General features: G+C 73.7%; 20 protein-coding genes. 10 read left to right on the top strand and 10 right to left on the bottom strand.

Translation table 11 applies throughout. From position 1 onward, the window contains the following. Window positions 1-105: 105 nt before the first annotated feature. The 4 genes from ACIQF6_RS20945 to thrS form a co-directional block, all read right to left on the bottom strand. Complete coding sequence (locus tag ACIQF6_RS20945) at window positions 106-711, bottom strand: vitamin K epoxide reductase family protein (RefSeq protein WP_400897073.1); 606 nt, start codon at window positions 709-711, stop codon at window positions 106-108. A gap of 4 nt (window positions 712-715) precedes the next feature. Beyond that, window positions 716-1,510: a DsbA family protein gene (locus ACIQF6_RS20940; RefSeq protein WP_400897071.1), complete on the bottom strand. Its 795-nt coding sequence runs from the start codon at window positions 1,508-1,510 to the stop codon at window positions 716-718. A gap of 193 nt (window positions 1,511-1,703) precedes the next feature. After that, on the bottom strand, window positions 1,704-2,342 hold the full coding sequence (locus ACIQF6_RS20935; RefSeq protein ID WP_400897069.1) for a hypothetical protein: 639 nt from the start codon (window positions 2,340-2,342) through the stop codon (window positions 1,704-1,706). Window positions 2,343-2,710: 368 nt separating this feature from the next. Then, window positions 2,711-3,925, bottom strand: a complete 1,215-nt coding sequence (gene thrS, locus ACIQF6_RS20930) for a threonine--tRNA ligase (RefSeq protein WP_400897067.1) — start codon at window positions 3,923-3,925, stop codon at window positions 2,711-2,713. Window positions 3,926-4,145: 220 nt separating this feature from the next. On the opposite strand from thrS, the gene ACIQF6_RS20925 reads away from it, so the two are divergent. From ACIQF6_RS20925 to ACIQF6_RS20915, 3 genes are all read left to right on the top strand, one after another. Then, complete coding sequence (locus tag ACIQF6_RS20925) at window positions 4,146-5,636, top strand: hypothetical protein (protein ID WP_400897065.1); 1,491 nt, start codon at window positions 4,146-4,148, stop codon at window positions 5,634-5,636. A gap of 169 nt (window positions 5,637-5,805) precedes the next feature. Further along, entirely contained in the window at window positions 5,806-7,089 is a 1,284-nt protein-coding gene (locus ACIQF6_RS20920) for a cytochrome P450 (protein ID WP_400897063.1), read from the top strand. Then, on the top strand, window positions 7,086-7,859 hold the full coding sequence (locus ACIQF6_RS20915; protein ID WP_400897061.1) for an SDR family oxidoreductase: 774 nt from the start codon (window positions 7,086-7,088) through the stop codon (window positions 7,857-7,859). The genes ACIQF6_RS20920 and ACIQF6_RS20915 overlap by 4 nt, the downstream gene beginning before the upstream one ends. 85 nt (window positions 7,860-7,944) lie before the next feature. Here ACIQF6_RS20915 and ACIQF6_RS20910 read toward each other — a convergent pair whose 3' ends face one another. The 4 genes from ACIQF6_RS20910 to ACIQF6_RS20895 form a co-directional block, all read right to left on the bottom strand. Further along, window positions 7,945-8,637 carry a hypothetical protein gene (locus ACIQF6_RS20910; protein WP_400897059.1) on the bottom strand — a complete coding sequence of 231 codons (693 nt, stop codon included), beginning with the start codon at window positions 8,635-8,637 and terminating at the stop codon, window positions 7,945-7,947. A gap of 95 nt (window positions 8,638-8,732) precedes the next feature. Next, entirely contained in the window at window positions 8,733-8,891 is a 159-nt protein-coding gene (locus ACIQF6_RS20905) for a hypothetical protein (protein WP_400897057.1), read from the bottom strand. Continuing rightward, window positions 8,888-9,358, bottom strand: a complete 471-nt coding sequence (locus tag ACIQF6_RS20900; RefSeq protein ID WP_400897055.1) for a GNAT family N-acetyltransferase — start codon at window positions 9,356-9,358, stop codon at window positions 8,888-8,890. The genes ACIQF6_RS20905 and ACIQF6_RS20900 overlap by 4 nt, the downstream gene beginning before the upstream one ends. Window positions 9,359-9,457: 99 nt before the next feature. Then, window positions 9,458-9,856: a DUF1992 domain-containing protein gene (locus ACIQF6_RS20895; RefSeq protein ID WP_400897053.1), complete on the bottom strand. Its 399-nt coding sequence runs from the start codon at window positions 9,854-9,856 to the stop codon at window positions 9,458-9,460. A 139-nt stretch (window positions 9,857-9,995) separates the two neighbouring features. Here ACIQF6_RS20895 and ACIQF6_RS20890 point away from each other — a divergent pair, with 139 nt between their 5' ends. The 5 genes from ACIQF6_RS20890 (at window position 9,996) to ACIQF6_RS20870 (ending at window position 13,483) form a co-directional block, all read left to right on the top strand. Continuing rightward, window positions 9,996-10,736 carry a hypothetical protein gene (locus tag ACIQF6_RS20890; RefSeq protein WP_400897051.1) on the top strand — a complete coding sequence of 247 codons (741 nt, stop codon included), beginning with the start codon at window positions 9,996-9,998 and terminating at the stop codon, window positions 10,734-10,736. Next, window positions 10,733-11,062: a winged helix-turn-helix domain-containing protein gene (locus ACIQF6_RS20885; RefSeq protein ID WP_400897049.1), complete on the top strand. Its 330-nt coding sequence runs from the start codon at window positions 10,733-10,735 to the stop codon at window positions 11,060-11,062. The genes ACIQF6_RS20890 and ACIQF6_RS20885 overlap by 4 nt, the downstream gene beginning before the upstream one ends. 156 nt (window positions 11,063-11,218) lie before the next feature. Beyond that, window positions 11,219-11,749: a GNAT family N-acetyltransferase gene (locus ACIQF6_RS20880; RefSeq protein WP_400897047.1), complete on the top strand. Its 531-nt coding sequence runs from the start codon at window positions 11,219-11,221 to the stop codon at window positions 11,747-11,749. 108 nt (window positions 11,750-11,857) lie between these two features. Beyond that, a complete protein-coding gene (locus ACIQF6_RS20875) occupies window positions 11,858-12,724 on the top strand; it encodes a methyltransferase domain-containing protein (RefSeq protein WP_400897045.1) in 867 nt (288 codons plus the stop codon). A 96-nt stretch (window positions 12,725-12,820) separates the two neighbouring features. Then, window positions 12,821-13,483, top strand: coding sequence for an SDR family oxidoreductase (locus ACIQF6_RS20870; protein ID WP_400897043.1), 663 nt, complete (start codon window positions 12,821-12,823; stop codon window positions 13,481-13,483). Window positions 13,484-13,874: 391 nt separating this feature from the next. Here ACIQF6_RS20870 and ACIQF6_RS20865 read toward each other — a convergent pair whose 3' ends face one another. Then, window positions 13,875-14,855, bottom strand: coding sequence for an ROK family protein (locus tag ACIQF6_RS20865; RefSeq protein ID WP_400897041.1), 981 nt, complete (start codon window positions 14,853-14,855; stop codon window positions 13,875-13,877). A gap of 179 nt (window positions 14,856-15,034) precedes the next feature. Here ACIQF6_RS20865 and ACIQF6_RS20860 point away from each other — a divergent pair, with 179 nt between their 5' ends. Beyond that, entirely contained in the window at window positions 15,035-16,066 is a 1,032-nt protein-coding gene (locus tag ACIQF6_RS20860) for a LacI family DNA-binding transcriptional regulator (protein ID WP_400897039.1), read from the top strand. A 9-nt stretch (window positions 16,067-16,075) separates the two neighbouring features. On the opposite strand, the gene ACIQF6_RS20855 is transcribed toward ACIQF6_RS20860, so the two are convergent. After that, the gene (locus ACIQF6_RS20855; protein ID WP_400897037.1) at window positions 16,076-16,765 is read right to left on the bottom strand and encodes a hypothetical protein; all 690 of its coding nucleotides are present in this window, start codon (window positions 16,763-16,765) and stop codon (window positions 16,076-16,078) included. Window positions 16,766-17,090: 325 nt separating this feature from the next. On the opposite strand from ACIQF6_RS20855, the gene ACIQF6_RS20850 reads away from it, so the two are divergent. Further along, on the top strand, window positions 17,091-19,037 hold the full coding sequence (locus ACIQF6_RS20850; RefSeq protein WP_400897035.1) for a transglycosylase domain-containing protein: 1,947 nt from the start codon (window positions 17,091-17,093) through the stop codon (window positions 19,035-19,037). Window positions 19,038-19,050: the final 13 nt, after the last annotated feature.

Raw genomic sequence — 19,050 nt, 5'->3', positions numbered from 1 at the left:
GATGCCCCTGACGTCCCTGGTGTCCCTGATACCCCTGGTGTCCGTGCTGCCCGGAGATGCCGAAAGGGCCGACTCCGAGGGGACGGAGTCGGCCCTGACGACCGGTCAGATCAGCGTCGACCAGTAGTACCAGAAGCGGGTCAGGATCAGCAGGGCGACCACCAGGAAACCGGCGACCGGGCCCAGCCACTGGTGGCGGAGGGCGGCGAAGCGGCGCAGGGCGGCCGGGGCGGGGAGGGCTCCGGTGCGCAGGTTGTGGATGGTGGTGGACCAGAAGAGGGTGATGACCACGGCCCAGACCACCATGCAGTACGGGCACAGGGCGCCGATCTCGTACAGCGCCTCGTGGATCAGCCAGGCGACGAATCCGAGGCCGGCGAGGGCGCCGCCCTGGAGGGCGAGCCAGAACCAGCGCCGGTACGAGGCCCCCGCTATCAGGCCCGCGCCTATCGCGGCGAGGGCTCCGAAGGCGGCCAGACCGATGATCGGGTTGGGGAACCCGAAGACCTCGGCCTGCTCGGTGCGCATGACCGATCCGCAACTGATGATCGGGTTGATGTTGCAGTTCGGCTGGAAGGCCGGGTTCTCGATCAGCCGGATCTTGTCCAGGGTGAGCTGGGCGGACGCGGCCAGGCCGATCAGCCCGCTCAGCAGGATCAGCCAGGAGAAGCGGCGACTCGCCCCGACCGGGGCGTCATGGGCCGTGGTCATCGCGTCACCCGCCGATGTTCTGCTTGATCAACGCGCTGAACTGGTCGCCGGTGAGCGCCTTGCCGTCCTTGCCGATCACGTCCAGGGTCTTGCCGTCGAGCTTGACGGTCGGGGTGCCGGAGACGCCGCTCTTGTTGAACGCGCTCGCGACCTTGGAGGCCCAGCCCTTGTAGGTGCCGTCGGTGACGGCCTTGGTGAACGCCTCGGTCTTCAGGCCGGGGACCTGGTCGGCGAGGGCCAGGATGTGGTTGACGTCGCCGAAGCCGTCCTCGCTCTCGGCGGGCTGGTTGGCGTACAGCACGTCGTGGAAGGCCTTGAACTTGTCGACGCCCTCGTTCAGCGCGGCGCCGGCCGCGGCCAGCGCGGTCTTCGAGCCCTTGCCGCCGAGGTTGTTGTCGAGGAACGCGGCCAGGTGGAACTCGATCTTGTACTGGCCCTCGTCGGCGAGCTGCTGAACGGTCTTGCCGGCCGAGGTCTCGAACGCCTCGCAGACCGGGCAACGGAAGTCCTCGTACACCGAGAGGGTGTGCGGGGCGTCCGCCTTGCCGTAGACGATCACCGTGTTGTCCGGGCCCGAGGTGTTGGCGGGGACGGCGGCCGTGCTGCTGCCGGAGTCGGAGTTCTTGCCGGCCTTCACGGCGAGGGCGGTGCCGCCCGCGATCACGGCGACGGCCGCGACCACCGAGACACCGATGGTGACGGCGCGGCGGCGCTTGGCGCGCAGCGCCTCCGCCTGCTGGGCCTGCTTCAGGCGCTCGCGGGCGGTGACGGTCTTGGCGGACTTGTGGGTGCTGGGCATGGTGATCCGTCTCCTCTGCGCCCCGGGGCGCGCGACCAGGCCCGGCTCCGGCAGGCGGTGTCACCTCGGTAGGTGTCTCACCTGGGACGGGAGCAGGGGCGGGCGGCCCGGCGGGGTGCGGGTCGAAAAAGAAAGGGGCAGTGCGCAGTGCCCGGAGACGGCCGCGGTACGCGACGTGCGAGGTGGCGGGCCGTCAGCAGGCGAAGGCCGGCCGAGGGGGTCCGCGACGCGGGGCGGGGGAGTGGGCGGCGTCCTGCGGACGGCGCGGGGCGGGCTCGACGCCGGCCCGGGGCAGCAGCGCGGCCGGGCAGGCCGGGCAGGCCGACAGCAGCAGCGAACCCCAGCGGTGCGGCAGCATCCGGGCCACCGTGCGCACCGCCTCGCCGACCCCTTCCAGGGCGGCGTCGGCCAGCCGCAGCCAGGCCGCGGCGGCCAGTGCGACCGCCAGGTGCACGCCCAGGACCAGCAGGCGCAGCTGGTCCGCAGAGTTGTGCGTCCACTGCGCGAAGAGTTCGGAGCCGCTGACCCGGTCGCCGCCGCAGACCAGCAGGTCCACGCCGTGGACGGACCGCGAACAGGCGTCCTGACCGAGGTTGAAGGCGGTGTTCAGCAGCAGTTCCACCGGCACCAGCACCGCGGACAGCAGCAGGAAGCGGCGACGCGCGCCGTCCAGCAGGACCGCGAGCAGGAAGACCGCGACGCACGCCGCCGCGACCAGAGTGAGCGGCAGGGCACGGCCGGTGATCACCACCTGGCCGAACGCGGCCAGCGGCACGGCGAGCGCGGTGAACACCGCGCCCCGCAGGGCCCTGGTCGCGTGAATGCCGGTCATGGCTCCGGAGTATGCCACGCCGAAGGCCCCCCGCACGAGGGGCCGTTCGGCCCTCCTACCTGCGGATAAGCGCCGAATAAAGGGGACTTAGACGGTCGATGGGGCGGATGCCGGGACGATCGGCACCCGCCCCGGCCGCAGTGTGACGTGGGACTTGTCACGTCCCGGCGGTGGCCCGTGCTGTTCCGGCGGGTGTTGCCGCGAGGTGGGTTGTGGCGCGTGCCGGCAGGGGCCTGTGCTGCCCTGGCGGGCGTTGCCGCGAGGTGGGTTTGGCTCGTTCTGGTCGTGGCCCGCGATGCCCTGGCGGGTGTTGGCGTGAGGTGGGTTGTGGCACGTCCCGGCAGTGGCCCGCGCTGCCCCGGTCGGCGTCACCAGAGCTCGACGGAGTGTGCCCGGACCTGCTTTCCGATCCGTGCGAGCACCTCCCCGGCGGGCTGTGGGTCGAGTCGGCGGCCGTCGCGCAGCCGTACGGCGAGGGTGTCGTCGGCGATCTCGCGTGGCCCGAGCACCAGCTGGTAGGGGACGAGCCGGGCGTCCCGGATCCGTGCGCCCAGGGAGCCGCGGTCCGCCGCCAGTACCTCGGCCCGCAGGTCCAGCTCCAGGCAGCGGGCGGCCAGCTCGTGCGCCGCGCCGTCCTGGTCCGACCCGAGCGGGAGCAGTGCCAGCTGGACCGGCGCCAGCCAGGCCGGGAACGCCCCGCCGTGCTGCTCGATCAGTTGGGCCACCGCCCGTTCCACGCTGCCGATGATCGCCCGGTGCACCATCACCGGCCGGTGCCGCGCCCCGTCCGGGCCGATGTAGTGCAGGTCGAACTGCTCGGGCTGGTGGAAGTCGACCTGCACGGTGGACAGGGTCGACTCGCGGCCCGCGGCGTCCACCACCTGTACGTCGATCTTCGGCCCGTAGAACGCCGCCTCGCCGACCCCCTCCTCGTACGGCACGCCGAGCTCCTCCAGCACCTGTTCCAGCAGCGCGGTCGCCCGCTCCCACAGCTCCGGCCGGGCCACGTACTTGCCGCCCGGGCCGGGCAGCGAGAGCCGGTAGCGGGACGGGACGAGGCCCATCGCCCGGTACGCCACCGCGATCAGCTCCAGTGCGCCGCGCGCCTCCTCGGCGACCTGGTCGAGGGTGCAGAAGATGTGCGCGTCGTTCAGCTGAATCGCCCGTACCCTGCTGAGCCCGCCCAGCACGCCCGACCGCTCGGATCGGTACATGCCGCCCAACTCGGCCATCCGGAGTGGAAGTTCACGGTAGCTGTGCGGGCGGGAACGGAACATCACCGCATGGTGCGGACAGAGGCTCGGGCGCAGCACCAACTGGTCGTCCTCGCCCATCGACAGCGGCGGGAACATGTCGTCCCGGTAGTGCGCCCAGTGCCCGGAGAGCTCGTACAGCTCGCGTTTGCCCAGCACCGGCGAGTACACGTGCCGGTAGCCCGCACGCCGCTCCAGGGTGCGGACGAAATCCTCCAGGCTCTGGCGCACCACGGCGCCGTCCGGCAGCCAGAACGGCAGGCCCGCGCCGATCAGCGGGTCGGTGTCGAACAGGTCCAGCTCGCGGCCCAGCCTGCGATGGTCGAACACGGCGGTCTCCTCACCGGAAAGGGGGACGAGCCGCCACGGCCGCACATGCGAAAGCCCCGGGCGCTCGGCCCCGGGGCTTGATCAGAACAGCAGTCAGCGCGCCGGGACACTCTCCGGCGTCGTCGTCAGCATCGCAGCACGCTTCATACCACCCACGGTAACAGGCCGGGCCCGCGCAGCGGCGGATTTGTTGCGTCAACCGGCCTGCCAGGATGGGCCGGTGATCGCATCCGAGCCCGTCCTGCGCGGCATCGCCGCCAACCCCGGCGCACCGCTGGCCGTCCTGCTGCGCCTGCTCGCCCCCGAGGCGGCGGCCGCCTGGCCGGTCTTCGTCCGGCGCCGGTTTCCGGACGAATTCGTCGAGGCGGTGCTGGGCAGCCCCGGGGCGGGCGTGCGGAAGGCGATCGCCGGCAACCCCTGGCTCGGCGACGACCACTGTCTGCGCCTGGCCGGCGACCGCAACGAGCTGGTGGCGCTGAGGCTGGCCTCCGGCAGGTACGCCGAGCGGCGGCCCCGGCCGCTGTCGGACGCGGTGCTCGAACTGATCCACCTCGGGCCCGCAGGGGGGACCGAGGGGTACCTCACCCGCAGCGAGATCGCCGGCGAGCTGTACTCCAGGGGCGCTCTCACCGGCTCGTTCCGCCGCCGCATGGCCACCCACCCGTCGTTCGAACTGCGCCGCCAGGCCTGCTACTTCATCGACGAGCTCGGCGAGGCGCAGCGCTCGGCACTGCTCGACGACCCCGACCCGGAGGTCCGCGCCACCGCCCGGCGGAACCACCTCCCCGAGGTGCCGACCGCCGAGGAACTCGCCGGTGCCCAGGCCGACCGCGAACGCGTCTACTGGTACTCCGGCCGCCCCGTCCCGCCCGAACTGTTCGAAGCCGCCGTCGCGGACGGCCACGCCGACAGCCTCTCCCGGAACCGGCACCTCGCCCCCGACCAGGTCCGCCGCCTGGCCGCCCACCCCGACCCGCAGGTGCGCCGCAGCGTCGCCGGGCGCAGCGACCTCACCGCCGAGTCGGCCGCGCTGCTCGCCGCCGACCCCGACCCGGACGTGCGCCTGCGCGCGGAGGTCGAACCCGTCCCGCGCCGCCGCGCCCAGACCCTGGTCCTGAACCGGGTCGACGGCTTCGCCGTCCCGATCGACCACCCCTGGATGTTCGTCCGCCCCGTCGACCCTCCCGCGCTCGACTGGTACCTCGCCTGCGCCCGCTCCCCGTACCCGCTGCTGCGCCGTGCCGCCGCCACCTGCCCGGACCTCGACGCCGAGACGGTCCGCCTGCTCGCGGCGGACGAGGACCGCGAGGTGCGCCTGCTGCTGGCCCTGTACCACCCCGACGCACCGCCCGGGCTGCTGCTGGAGGCGTACCTCGCCCTCCCGGAGCACCGGCTGCGGCTGCGCCTGCGGCCGGCCTTCCCGAGCCGCCGACTGCCGGCCGAACTGGTCCGGCACGACGACCCCGAGGTGCGTGAACTCGCCGCCGCCGACCCGGAGTTCGACGGCGACCCGGCCGCCCTGCTGGCCGACCCCGCTGCGGACGTCCGCCGCGCCGCTGCCGCGAACCCCCGCACCCCGGCCGCCACCGTCGAAGCCCTGCTCGCCGACCCGGACACCGCGCCCGAACTGCTCGAAGGCGCGGCGGCCGGCCCGCATCTGACGGAGCGTCGACTTCATGAGCTGCTGGACCGGGCGGGCGTCCCGCGCTGAGGACGGCCCCGACCGACTCCGCCGCCCGAGCGGCGACGCCGAGGAGGAGGGCCGCGACCCCGTGGACGGGGAACGGCTGTTGAACGCCCGTCGGTCGCGGACCGGCGTGGCGTGCCCACGCTCCGTTAAGGTGGGCAGCGTCCGGACGGGCCAGTAGGGGAGAGACGTGATGGTGACGGCAGCGGACAGCATCCTTCCGGAACTCGACGCCGAGGAGGTGGTCCGCTGGCGGGCGGACGGCGGGCGGCTGGTCGATCTGCTGACGGCCGCTCAGCGGCTCGGCCCGGTCGCCGGGTTCCGGATCGGCGAGCGGCAGGTGGTGCTGGTCACCGGGCCCGAGGAGGTCCAGCAGGTGCTGGCCCGCGAGCCCGACACCTACGTCAAGCACGGGCACCGGGCCAAGGTGCTGCTCGGCGACGGCATGCTGTGCGCCGCCGGCGAACCCTGGCGGCGTCAACGCAAGCTGCTGCAACCGCAGTTCACCGTGCGCGGGATCCGCGCCTACGAGCCGCAGCTGCGCGCCGCGGTGGCGGCCGTCGCCGACCGCTGGCGGGCCGCGGCGGAGACCGGCGAACTGCGCGAACTCGACGCCGACCTGCGGTACTTCTCGCTGGACGTGATCTGGCGCTCGCTCACCGCCCAGGCGCTGGACGAGCCCACCTACCGGCAGCTGGTCGCCGCCGGGGACAGCCTCGCCGCCATCCCCGCGTTCGCCCCCGCCACCGGCGAAACGAGCGCCGACTTCAGCCGGGCCGTCGCCGACGCGGACCTCGCCGCCGAGCACGCCATCGGGCTGGCCCGGCAGGCCGAGGAACCCACGCTGATCGGAGTGCTGCTCCAGGCCGTCCGCGAACTGCCCGGGTACGACGAGAAGTTGGTCCGTGACGAACTGCTCACCCTGATGGTGGCCGGCTACGAGACCACCGCCACCACCCTCGGCTGGCTGTTCCTGCTGCTCGACGCCCACCCCGAGGAGCGCGATCGGGCCCTGTCCGCCGGTCCGGCCGGCTCCGCCGGGCGGGCGGCCGCGATCCGCGCGCTGATCGACGAGACGCTGCGGCTGTACCCCGTCGCCTGGCTGATGCCCCGGCACGCCGCCGAGACCGGCAGCGTCGGCGGCGTGCCCGTCCCCGCCGGGGCGACCGTGCTGCTCTGTCCGTACCTGACGCACCGTGACCCCGAGCTGTGGCCCGACCCGGAGACCTTCCGCCCGCAGCGCTTCCTGGCCGCCGAGCGCCGCTCCGCGCCCGGCACGTACTTCCCGTTCGGCCTCGGCCCGCGCGCCTGCATCGGCGCACAGTTCGCGCTGCGGGAGATGACCCTGCTGCTGGAGGAAGTGCTCCCCGCGTTCCGGCCGGAGATCCGCGAACGGCCCGACGAGGTCGGCTACCGGCTGACCGTCCACCCCGACGGGCCGGTGCGGGCCGTGCTGCACCCGGAGCCGATCCGTTGAAGGCCTCCACGCCCGGCGCCGCCCGCCCCGTCGCGCTGGTGACGGGAGTCGGCCGGACGGTCGGCATCGGCGCCGCCGTAGCCGAGCAACTCGCCGCCTCCGGCTGGGACATCGCGCACACCCACTGGACGCCGTACGACACCCGGATGCCCTGGGGCGTGGAGCGGGACGCCGTCGAGACCGTCGGCGCGGCGATCCGCGCGCACGGCGCCCGGCAGCTCGCGGTGCCCGCCGACCTCGCCGACCCCGGAACGCCCGCCCGGCTGTTCGACCGGGTGGCCGCCGAACTCGGCCCCGTCACCGCGCTGGTGCTGAGCCACGCCGAATCCGTCGACTCCGGGCTGCTCGACACCACCCTGGACAGCTTCGACCGGCACTTCGCCGTCAACACCCGCGCCTCCTGGCTGCTGATCCGCGAGTTCGGCCTGCGCTTCGCCGGCCCGTTCGGCACCGGCCGGATCGTCGCCCTCACCAGCGGCCACACCGTCGGCAACCTGCCCTACGGCGCCAGCAAGGGCGCCCTCGACCGGATCACCCTCGCCGCCGCCCGCGAACTCGCCCACCTCGGCATCACCGCCAACGCGGTCGACCCCGGCCCCACCGACACCGGTTGGATGGACGACACCGTCCGCGCCGACGTCCTCGCCCACACCCCCCTCGCCCGGCTCGGCACCCCGCAGGACGCGGCCCGCCTGATCGACTTCCTCTGCTCCCCGGCCGGCCAGTGGATCAACGGCCAACTCCTGCACAGCAGCGGCGGCTTCCAGTGACAGACGAGGCCGCGGCCCCCGTCGGCCCTCCGGCCGCCGGTGCAGCGCGCTCCGGCTGCCTCTTCTGTCGGTGCTGCCGGGGTGTTCAGGCCTTGTGTTCGGCGCGCTCGCGCAACTCGCGGGTGCGGTCGGCGAGTTCGTCCAGGGTGAGGTCGGCGGTGGTGTCCGTCAGGCTGCCCAGGGTGGTGCCGTCGGCCCAGGCGCAGACCGGGATGTCGCGGTCGGTGGCGTCGAGCAGCGCGCAGGCGATCGCGCCGCCGAGCGGGCCGGGCTCGAAGGTGCGCAGGCCCGCGACCTTCGTGCCGTCGCGGAGGGTGGTGGCGCCGCTGGGGGAGTAGCCGCCCAGCATCCAGGTGGCCGCCTGCGCGGCGTCCGGCACCGAGCCGCTCATCGCCACCACCAGCAGCTCCGCCTCCGCGAGGCCGGTCGCGCCCGCCTGCCCGTACGCCACCACCTCCAGGCTCCGGGGGATGTACCGCTTGGCGTTCTCCCCCTCGTACGCGGCCCGCACGCCGGCCAGCTCCTGATCCTCCGTCACCCGGGACAGCCCCGCGAACTCGGCCGGCAGGGCGACCCTGCGCTGTTCCACCTCGGAGTCGATCGCGTCGACGGCCAGCACGGCGACCGTGAGCGCGGCCACCGTGCCGACGGCCAGCCCGACCTGCTTGCCCGTCAGCCGCCGGTACCACGGCACCGGCGGCTGCTCCGGGCCGGCCGCCCAGATCGCCCGCAGGCTGTCGATCCCCGGCTGCGGCTGTTCGTCCTCGGTTTCGGGCACGGCTCCCCCTGGCTGAAGTGGAATCAGATCATCCGATCGGACGACGGCCAGCACTCTACAAGCACCCTGACCAGGGACGACGCGCAGCCCGGGGATCAGGCGACCGAGCGGGCCGGACGCCGTTCGCGCAGGGTCGGGCCGAGCAGCAGGGCCGTCGCGGTGAGAGCGGCGGCGGCGAGCAGCGGGCCGGTCGGGGAGGGGAGGGTGACGGCGGGGCCGCGCGCTGCCGGGACCGGGCGGATCTCAGGGCTCAAGTGAGGTCGAGTTCGCCGACTCGCTGATCGCCGCTCGTCTCCCCGGTCGGCCGGAACCCGAGCCCCAGGTAGAAGGCTTCTGGGCCGTCTCCACCCGGGTGCCAGGTGGTGGTCAGGCGGGTGCCGCCGCGGCGCCGGATCTCGACGGCTACGGATTGCACCGCGAAGCGGCCGTATCCACGTCCTTGTTCCCCGGCGGCGATGTTGAGGCGCCAGAGGCCGGAGCGAAGGTCGGCGCCCCGACCGTCACCCGCGAAGTCGATGTCGAAGAACGCCATGAGGAAACCAACGGGCCGGTCGCCGTCAAGGATGAGCCGGGGCCAAGCCGAGTCGGGGTGCACATACGCTTCTGCAAGCGACTTCACGACCGGAGCGACCAGGTGCTCCTGGTCCGGACGCACCTTCAGGCCGATCGCGGCGTCGAAGTTGTCGGGGGTGATGGGCTCCAAGCGGGGCACGGCTTTCATACGGGAACCATAAGCCGGTGGATCAAGCGGGTTTCGGCGTCCCGGAAGTCGCCTGCACCGTCCGGTCGGCTCCGGGCGCGGCTCGATGTCGGGCGGGGCTCAACTCCGGGTGCGGTGCCACTCGGCGACGGCGGCCTCGATGTCGACCGGCGCGACACCGAGCGGTGGTCCTTCGATCGGGCGGCGCAGGGCCGCGTCGATCCGGGAGTTGACCTCGGCGAGCCGGGTGCGCAGCAGTGCCTCGGTGGGGGCGAGGCGGGCGGCGTCGAGTGCCTCGTGCAGTTCGTTGCGCAGGACCAGGGAGGGCGGCAGGGAGCTCAGTCCCTCGCGTTCGAGCTTCTCCCGGAGCCACCACATCTCGTGGTACGGCCGGTTCTCGTGCGCCAGCGGCTTGCCCGCGCCCGGCAGGTCGTCGAACTCGCCGCGCTCGGTGGCCTCCCGGATCTGCCGGTCGACCCAGCTCTCGAACGTGACGCCCGGGGGTTTGCGGTCGGTCATGGCGTGCTCCTCCCGTCCTGGTGGCGCCCGGACGGGCTCCACCGACCAGCTTACGTCGGCGCCCAACTCGTCCCTCGGCGGCGGGAGATGCCGCACCCGGTCTCTTGCGGCAACTGGTTTGCTGTGCAAACCTGACGGCATGACAGACGCATCGGTGCCCGCGAACGGCACCCCGCACGAAGTCCTCGCCCAACTCGGCGAGTTGACCCGCAAGGTGCGCGCCGCGCAGCGCGGCACCTGGTTCCCGCTGCTGCTGCTCGGCGGGCTCACCCTGGGCGGAGTCCTGGTCGGCCGGCTCACCCACCAGGTGCTGGCCGTGCCCTGCCCCGACCCGGCGGCGGGCACCGGCTGCACCCTGGTCAAGCAGGGCTCGGCGCTCTACTGGCCGATCGGACTGGCCCTCGCCTACCTCGCCACCGCCGTCTTCTACCTCCGCCGGGCCCGCAGCCGGGGCGTCGGCACGGCGGTCCGGCCCTACGTCCTCACCGGCGTCGCCTTGCTCGCCGTGGTCACCGCCACCTCGCTGTGGGTCGGCCGGAACGGGATGCCGCAGCCCGGCGCGTCGTTCGACTTCTGGGGCCTGCACCTCGACCCCGCCTCCCCGGCGACCCGCTTCCTCGAACGGCTGATGGGCGGCGCGCTGGCCGTCGGACTGCCGCTGCTGGTGCTGGCGTGGGTGGAACGCAGCCGCGTCCTGCTGCTGCTCGCCGTGGTATATCTGGCCATCGAGCTGATCCCGCTCACCACCGGCTGGTCGGGCATCCCGATCACCTCGCCGTGGTCCGCCCTGCCGCGGTACGCCGTCCCCGGCGCACTCCTGCTGCTCGGCGCCCTCGGCTTCGCCCTCGCCGAACGACCCCGGGAACGCACCGCGCCATGACCGAACAGCACCCTGCCGTCGGCCTGGACGACGTCGTCCACCAGCGCGTCCGCCTCGGCATCCTCACCGTCGCCCACCAGGCCCGCCGGGTCGAGTTCGGCTTCCTGCGCACCGCGCTCGGCCTCACCGCCGGCAACCTCAGCCAGCACCTGACCGTCCTCGAAAAGGCCGGCCTGATCGCCGTCGAGAAGGGCTACGAGGGCCGCCGCGCCCGCACCTGGCTGACGCTCACGCCCGCCGGGACCCAGGCCCTCCAGGACGAGGTCGCCCAGCTCAAACGCCTCATCCAGCAGATCGAGAACGGGCCTTCGGACACCGACTCCTGACGGCCGGAGAGTGCGGAGTCGACGCTCCGTCGGAAGCCCGCAGCCGCACACCGGCTGCGGGCCCTCCACCGTAGGCTGCCCGTCTGCCCGTCTGCCCGTCTGCCCGTCTGCCCGTCTGCCCCACCGCCCCACTCGCCCGCGACGAGGACGCCGCCCATGCCCAGCAGCACCCGCATCCGCCTGATAGAGCCCGCCGACGCGGCCCCGATCGCCGCCCACCGCGCCCGGGACGTCGACGCCTTCCGGCGCTGGGAACCGGCCCAGCCCCCCGAGTTCTTCACCCCGGAGGGCCAGGCGGCCCGGATCGACCGCATGCTGGCCGGCCACCGGAGCGGAACGCTCTGGCCCGGCGTCGTCCTCGCCGACGACCAGGTGGTCGGACAGGTCACCATCAGCGGCATCCTGCCCCAACCGCACCTGCGCCGCGCCTCGCTCGGCTACTGGATCGCCACCACCGCCCAGAACCGGGGACACGCCGGTCGCGCCGTCGGACTCGCCCTGGAACTGATGGCCGACGACCTGGGCCTGCACCGCGTCGAGGCGTTCACCAACCTGGAGAACCTGCCGTCCCAACGCGTGCTGCGCCGCAACGGATTCACCGCGTCCGGCGTCGCGCACTCCGCGATCCTGCTCGACGGCCGCTGGCACGACTCGCTGCTGTGGGAACGAATCCTCGACGAGCAGTAGCCGCCGCGCAGTTGGCCGGGCGAAGTCCGCCGGCTGTGCGGGAGATCACGCCCGCGCGCGACCCCGAAGCCGTGGCGTCGGCGGCCCGGACGGGTCGACCATGGAGCCATGACCTCCTCGCCCCGCCCGCCGCACGTCGACGGCCCACCGGACCCGACCGACCGCGCCACCGCGCCCGCCGGAGAAGCCGCCCGCGGCTACCTGCTGGACAACGCGCGCGCCGAGGCGGGCGAGCGATTCGTCCGGCTCGCCGAGCTGTTCGACGGCGTGACCCGCGGGCACTTCGACCGACTGGGCGTCGGGGCCGGCTCGCGCTGCTGGGAAGTGGGGGCCGGCGGCGCCAGCATCCCGGAGGCGCTCGCGGCGGCCGTCGGCCCGACCGGGTACGTACTGGCCACGGACATCAACCCGTCGTGGCTGAAGGAAGCCGACGGCTACGAGGTGCGCCGGCACGACGTCGCCGCCGACCCGCCGCCGGAGCCGGGGACGTTCGACCTGGTGCACGCCCGGCTGGTGCTGGTCCATGTCCCCGACCGGGCCCGCGCGTTGGCCACCATGGTGGCGGCGCTGCGCCCCGGCGGATGGCTGCTGATCGAGGACGCCGACACCGCACTGCAGCCGCTGGCCTGCCTGGACGACAGCGGCCCCGCCCAGCGGCGCGCCAACCGGCTGCGCGACGCCGTCCGGGAACTGCTGGCCCGCCGCGGCGCGGACCTCCGCTACGGCCGGACCCTCCCGCGCGTCCTGCGCGAAGCCGGCCTGGTGGACGTCGCCGCCGCAGGGGCCTTCCCGATCGGCGGCCCGGCCTGCAACCACCTGGAGGCGGCGACCGTCCGGCACGTCCGGGACGAACTGCTCGCCGCCGGCCTGACCGACGCCGCCGAGATCGACGCCCACCTCGCCGCGATCGACGCGGGCGAACTCGACCTGACCCTCGCCCCGCTGATCTCGGCCTGGGGCCGCCGCCCGGAGTAGCACCCTCCGCCTCGGCGGCGCGGCGGCTCGGCCGTACGGAGGGCGGATCGGTCGGGTTCCCGCGGAAGGCGATCGGCGGGGCGTACGGTCGTGGGCATGCGCATTGTCATCGCAGGTGGTCATGGTCAGATCGCGCTTCGGCTCGAACGGCTGCTCGGCGCAAGGGGGGACGAGGTCGTAGGGATCATCCGCAGGCCGGAGCAGGCGGGTGAGCTGCTGGCGGCCGGGGCCGAGCCGGTCGTGTGCGACCTGGAGTCGGCGTCGGTCGCCGACGTCGCCAAGCACCTGGAGGGCGCCGACGCCGCAGTGTTCGCGGCCGGGGCCGGGCCGGGCAGCGGGGCGGCACGCAAGGACACGGTCGATCGCGGGGCATGCGTGCTGTTCGCGGACGCGGCGGAGGCCGCCGGCGTGCGGCGGTTCGTCGTGGTGTCCAGCATGGGGGCGGACCGGGAGCCGCCGGAGGGAACCGACCCGGTGTTCGCCACTTATCTGCGTGCCAAGGCCGCGGCGGACGCCGACGTGCGATCCCGCCCCGGACTCGACTGGACGATCCTGCGCCCGGGCCGCCTGACCGACAAGCCGGGCACCGGCACCGTGACACTGGCTCCGTCGACGGGACGCGGTGAGGTCTCGCGCGACGACGTGGCGGCGGTGCTGGCCGCGCTGCTCGACCAACCCCGGGCGGCTGGGCTCACGTTGGAGCTGGTCGGTGGCAAGTCGCCTGTGGGTGAGGCGGTTTCGGTGGTCGCCGGTTCCTGACGGGCGTGGTGGGCGTGAGCCTTGCGCGGTTGTGTCAGGGTGCGGCTTGGTTGCCGTCCGGCAGGGCGCGGGGGTTCCAGGGCTGCGGCGCGGATGAGGTCGGCTGGGCTCATGGTGGAGCTGATCGGTGGCAAGTCGCCTGTGGGTGAGGCGGTTTCGGCGGTCGCCGGTTCCTGACGGCCGGTGGTGGGCGTGAGCCTTGCGCGGTTGTGTCAGGGTGCGGCTTGGTTGCCGTCCGGCAGGGCGCGGGGGTGCCAGGGCTGCGGCGCGGATGGGGTCGGCGGGGCTCATGTTGGAGCTGGTCGGTGGTAAGTCGCCTGTGGGTGAGGCGGCTTCGGTGCTCGCCGGTTCCTGACGGGCCGGTGGCGGGCGTGATTCTTGCGCGGCTGTGTCAGCGTGCGGTTCGGTTGCCGTCCGGCAGGGCGCGGCGGGCGAGGGCTGCGGCGCCGATGAGGCCGGCGGCGGTGCCGAGGCGGGCGGGGGTGACGACGAGCCGGCGGGTGAAGGGGAGGGCCGCGTAGCGGGTGAGGTGGTGGGCGAGGGGGGTGAAGAGGACGTCGCCCGCGCCCGCGACGCCGCCGCCGATCACGGCGACGTCGAGTTCGACCAGGGTGGCGGTGGCCGCGATGCCGGCCGCCAGGGCCTGCGCGGCGCGGTCGAAGGCGGCCAGGGCGAGTGGGTCGCCGGACGCCGCGGCGCGGGCGACGCCCGTCGCGGTGGTGTCGCCGTCGGGGCCGGGGCGCCAGCCGCTCTCGGCGGCGGTGCGGGCGATGGCCGTGCCGGAGGCGAGTCCTTCGAGGCAGCCGCGGGAGCCGCACGGGCAGGGCCGGCCCTCGAAGTCGACGCTGATGTGGCCGAGATGGCCGGCGTTGCCGGTGGTGCCGGTGTGCAGCCGGCCGTTCAGGACGAGCCCGGCGCCGACGCCGGTGGAGACCACCAGGCAGAGTGCGTTGCGGTAGGGGCGCGCCGCGCCGCGCCAGTGTTCGGCGGCGGTCATGGCGACCGCGTCCCCGCCGAGGACCACCGGCAGGTCGCCGACGGCGGGGTGCCGGGCGGCCTCGTCGCGCAGCGGGAACCCGCGCCAGCCGGGCAGGTTGACGGGGCTGACGGCGCCCGCGGCGATGTCGACCGGGCCGGCGCTGCCGATGCCCAGCGCCCGCACCCGGGTCCACCCGGGCTGCCGGGCCAGCTCGTTCAGTACGTCGGTCACGGCCGCCATCAAGCGGTGCCGGTCGCCGGTCGCGGGGGTGGGCACCTGGAGCCGGTGCAGCAGGGCGCCCTCGGTGTCCACCAGGCCGCCGGCGATCTTCGTACCGCCGATGTCGAGCGCTGCGAGAAGCGGTTCGTCGCTGCCTGCCCGGTGCTGGTTCATGCTGGCGTCTCCGCAGGTGGGAGGGGAGCGCCGTGGTGCGTGGCAGGGCGCCGTCTGATCGGTCCTGTGATTCTGACCCGCTTTGACAACGTTGTCCAGCAGACACTGCCGGGGTCGAGAAGGGTCGAGAAGCCCACTCGGGGGCCGAACCAGGGGGTACCCGCACTATTCTCCGTGCCATGACGAGCAGCCTCCGGGCCGGTGCCCGACCCCGCACCGGCGTCCGACCGACCATGAAGGACGTCGCCGCGACGGCCGGGGTCGGACTGAAGACCGTCTCCAGGGTCGTCAACGGCGAGTCCGGGGTGACGGCCGGGACGGCGGAGCGGGTGCGGGCGGCGATCGAGGCGCTCGGGTTCCGGCGCAACGACAGCGCGCGGCTGCTGCGGACCGGGCGCACCGCGAGCGTGGCGCTGGTGCTGGAGGACATCGCCGACCCGTTCTCCTCCGCGCTGTCCCGGGCCGTCGAGCAGGTCGCGGCGGCCGAGGGCTGCCTGCTCTTCGCCGGGTCCAGCGGTGAACGGGCGGAGCGGGAGCGGGAGTTGGCGCTGGCGTTCTGCGCCCGCCGGGTGGACGGGCTGATCGTGGTGCCGGCCGGGGACGACCACCGGTACCTGCTGCCGGAGATCGCGTCCGGCACGCCGGTGGTGTTCCTGGACCGGCCCGCCGGCGGCATCGACGCGGACGCGGTGCTCAGCGACAACGCGGGCGGCGCCCGGCGGGGCACCGCGCACCTGATCGCCCACGGCCACCGCCGGATCGGGTTCATCGGCGACCTGAGGGCCATTCACACCGCCGCCGAACGCGAACGCGGCTACCGTGCGGCGATGGCCGAGGCCGAACTGCCGGTCGACGAGCGGTGGGTGGACTGCGGACCCACCGACCGGGCCCGGGTCGGCGAGGCGGTGCGCCGCCTCACCACCGGACCGGACGCCGTCACCGCGCTGTTCACCGCCAACAACCGCGTCACCCTCGCCGCGCTGCACTGCCTCCCTGCCGACCGCCGCCCGGCCGTGGTCGGCTTCGACGACCTGGAGCTCGCCGACCTGCTCACGCCCGGCCTCACCGTGGTCGCCCAGGACCCGGCCGCGCTCGGCACCCTCGCCGCCCGCCGCCTGTTCGACCGGCTCGCGGGCGATGTCGGCGCCCCGGCCCGGCTGGAGGTCCCCACCGTGCTGATCCCCCGGGGCTCCGGCGAGATCCAGCCTTGATGGAGAACATCAACTGTCGGCAGTCGCCGGAAGGTTGATCAGTTCCAGCCAGTAGCGGCGGTCCGGGCCGATTCGGCCGGGCGGGAGGGCGAGCAGCCACTTCGTCAGTTCGGCGCCGACCTGGAGCTCCTGGTAGAAGCCGAACGTCAGCCCGGGCAGCTCGCCCCAGCGCAGCCAGCCCTCCACCGTGTCGGCCAGGTGCCGGTCGGCCGTCCGGGTGGGGGTGTTCGCCCAGGTGTGCAGCCACGGGGCGAGGGTGCCGGTCGCCGTCGCCACCGTCTCCAGGACCTCCGGGACGTCCGGTGTCGGCGCGGGCCGGTCGAGGGCGGCGGACCACCAGGCGTCGAGGACATCGGCGACCTGGCCGGCGTGGGGCCACTCCCGCCAGTCGGCGGCGAGCAGTCGGGAGGCGATCAGGGGGCCGTCGACGGCGAGTCGACCGGTCGTCAACTGTCGCAGGATGCGCGGCGCGAGGCGGCGGTACAGGGTGGGGAAGTCGTCCCAGGAGGCCGGGGTCTTCGCCGCGGCCGAGTGCAGCAGGCCGTTCGGCAGCAGGGTCGCGGGGCCGGCCAGCAGGGCGAAGTCCCGGTCGCTCCAGCAGTGTTCGCAGGCGTGCACCGGTGGGCCGGGCTGCGAGCTGCGGCCGGCGGTGTCGAGGGCGTCCAGGGCGTGGTGCAGGCGCTGCTGAGCAGTCGTCATGGTTCCTGCCAGAGGGACTCCGCCGGTGCGGACGGCGAAGAGCGTGACGCTACCAGAGGCGGCGCGGGTGCGCTTCGATCGGCGGCGTGGTGATGATCACACCGGTTGGGCCGAGACGTGAGAGCCGTTCGAAACGTCCAGAGTCTGCGGGAGAGATTTGCCAGTCGAGCAGATCGGGGAACGCATGGTGTCCGGCGAGCCGAGGGACGCGGTCGGGGCAGAGGGATCGGACGGGGGGACGGAACGCGCGAGGCGGTGGCCCGCCCGGAGATCGGGTCCGCGTCCGGAGGCGGAGCCGAGACCGGGTCGGACCTGGCGGCGCCGGATGTCCGGGCTGCGGCCGGACTATCCGCGCACCGGCCGCCGGGGCTTACGCCGCTGGATCCCGTCGTGGCGTCAACTGCTGTTACTGGGAACAGGATTCGCCGGCGCACTGGGCATCACGGCCGTCGTGATGTACGCGCTGACGGACATCCCCAAGGACCTCAACGCGTTCGCCACCCAGCAGAACAACGTCTTCTACTGGTCGGACGGCACCGAGATGGCCCGCACCGGCCTGGTCAACCGGCAGGACGTCCCGCTGGAGCAGGTGCCGCAGCACGTGCAGTGGGCGGTGCTCGCGGCGGAGAACGAGAACTTCTACTCGGACCCCGGGATCTCGGTCAAAGGGATCGCCCGGGCGTTCTACCGGATGGGGTCGGGCGGCGACACGCAGGGCGGCTCGACCATCACCCAGCAGTACGTGAAGAACGCCTACCTGAACCAGCATCAGGACTTCTCCCGCAAGCTCGACGAGATGTTCATCGCCGTCAAACTGGACCGCCAGGTCGAGAAGAAGGACATCCTCAGCGGCTACCTGAACATCAGCTGGTTCGGCCGCGGCAGCTACGGCATCGAGCGGGCCGCGCAGGCCTACTACGGCAAGGACGTGTCCCAACTCGACCCGAGCGAGGGCGCGTTCCTGGCCGCCGTGCTGAAGGGCGCCTCGCTGTACGACCCGGCGCTCGGCGGGGACAACCGGGAACGCGCGGTCGAGCGGTGGGCGTGGATCCTGGACCGGATGGTCAAGATCGGGAAGCTGTCCGCCGAGGAACGGGCCCGGTACACCGTCTTCCCGGAGCCGCAGGCCCCGCCGCAGCAGGCCGGCCTGAGCGGACAGACCGGCTACCTGGTGGACCTGGCGAAGACCTACCTGCAGAGCCACGCGGACGTCCCCCCGGCCCAGTTCGACCTGGGCGGGTACCAGATCTACACCACCTTCGAGAAGCCCCGGCAGACCGCGCTCACCCAGGCCGTCCAGGACGCCGCCAAGAACCTCGACCCCGAGCAGCGCCCCGCCGATCAGAACGTCCACCTGGGCGCGGCCTCGGTCGCCGCGGACGGGCGGGTCCTGGCCGTCTACGGCGGACCGGACTACCTGAAGCAGGGCTTCAACAACGCCAACACCGTGAACGTGCCCGCCGGTTCGGCCTTCGCCCCGCTGGTGTACGCCGCCGGGCTCGACCAGGGCGTCCAGCGCGAACGGCAGGGAGCCAGAAAGCCGGTGCTCCCCAGCACCAGCTACAACGGCAACAACGGCGTCGACCTGCAGACCCCCGAAGGGCCGTACTGGGGGCGGGACGGGAAGAAGGCCAAGGCGGCCAACGACGGCGACCGCGACTGGGGCCAGATCAGCCTGCGCACCGCCGTCGAACAGTCCGTCAACGGGGCGATGGCCCAGCTCGGCATGGACGTCGGCCTCGACAACGTCCGCAAGGCCGCGCTCGGCTTCGGGCTGCTCCCCGACAGCATGGGCGACCTGGTCCCCGGCTTCGCGCTGGGCAACTCCACCCCCAGCGCGATCCGGCTGGCCGACGCCTACACCGCGTTCGCCGGACAGGGTATGCGCACCGACCCGTACTCCGTCGACCGGGTCAGCCGCAACGGCGCCGAAGTCGCCGTCCAACGGCCGTCCGCCGTCCGGGCCGCCCCCGCGGGCGTGGCCCGCGAGGTCGACACCGCGCTGCGCGGGGCGGTCAAGGACGGCACCGGCAAGGCGGTCGGGCAGGCCGTCCCCGACGCCGCGGGCAAGACCGGCGGCAACCAGGCGCGCACCGCAGGCTGGTTCGTCGGCTACCGGGGCGCGGTCACCACCGCGGTGTCACTGTTCCGGATGGACCCGAAGACGCTGGAACTGCTCCCGCTGACCGGGGTGGCCGGCGCCGATCCGGCCACCCCCGACTACTCCACCCCGGCCGGGATCTGGGCCGCCTACACCAAGGCAGTGGGGTGAAATCGCTTACCGT

Origin of the sequence: Kitasatospora sp. NPDC092948, assembly GCF_044754805.1 — a bacterium.
Classification (GTDB): domain Bacteria; phylum Actinomycetota; class Actinomycetes; order Streptomycetales; family Streptomycetaceae; genus Kitasatospora.
This window is presented reverse-complemented; position numbering and strand designations above follow the sequence as displayed.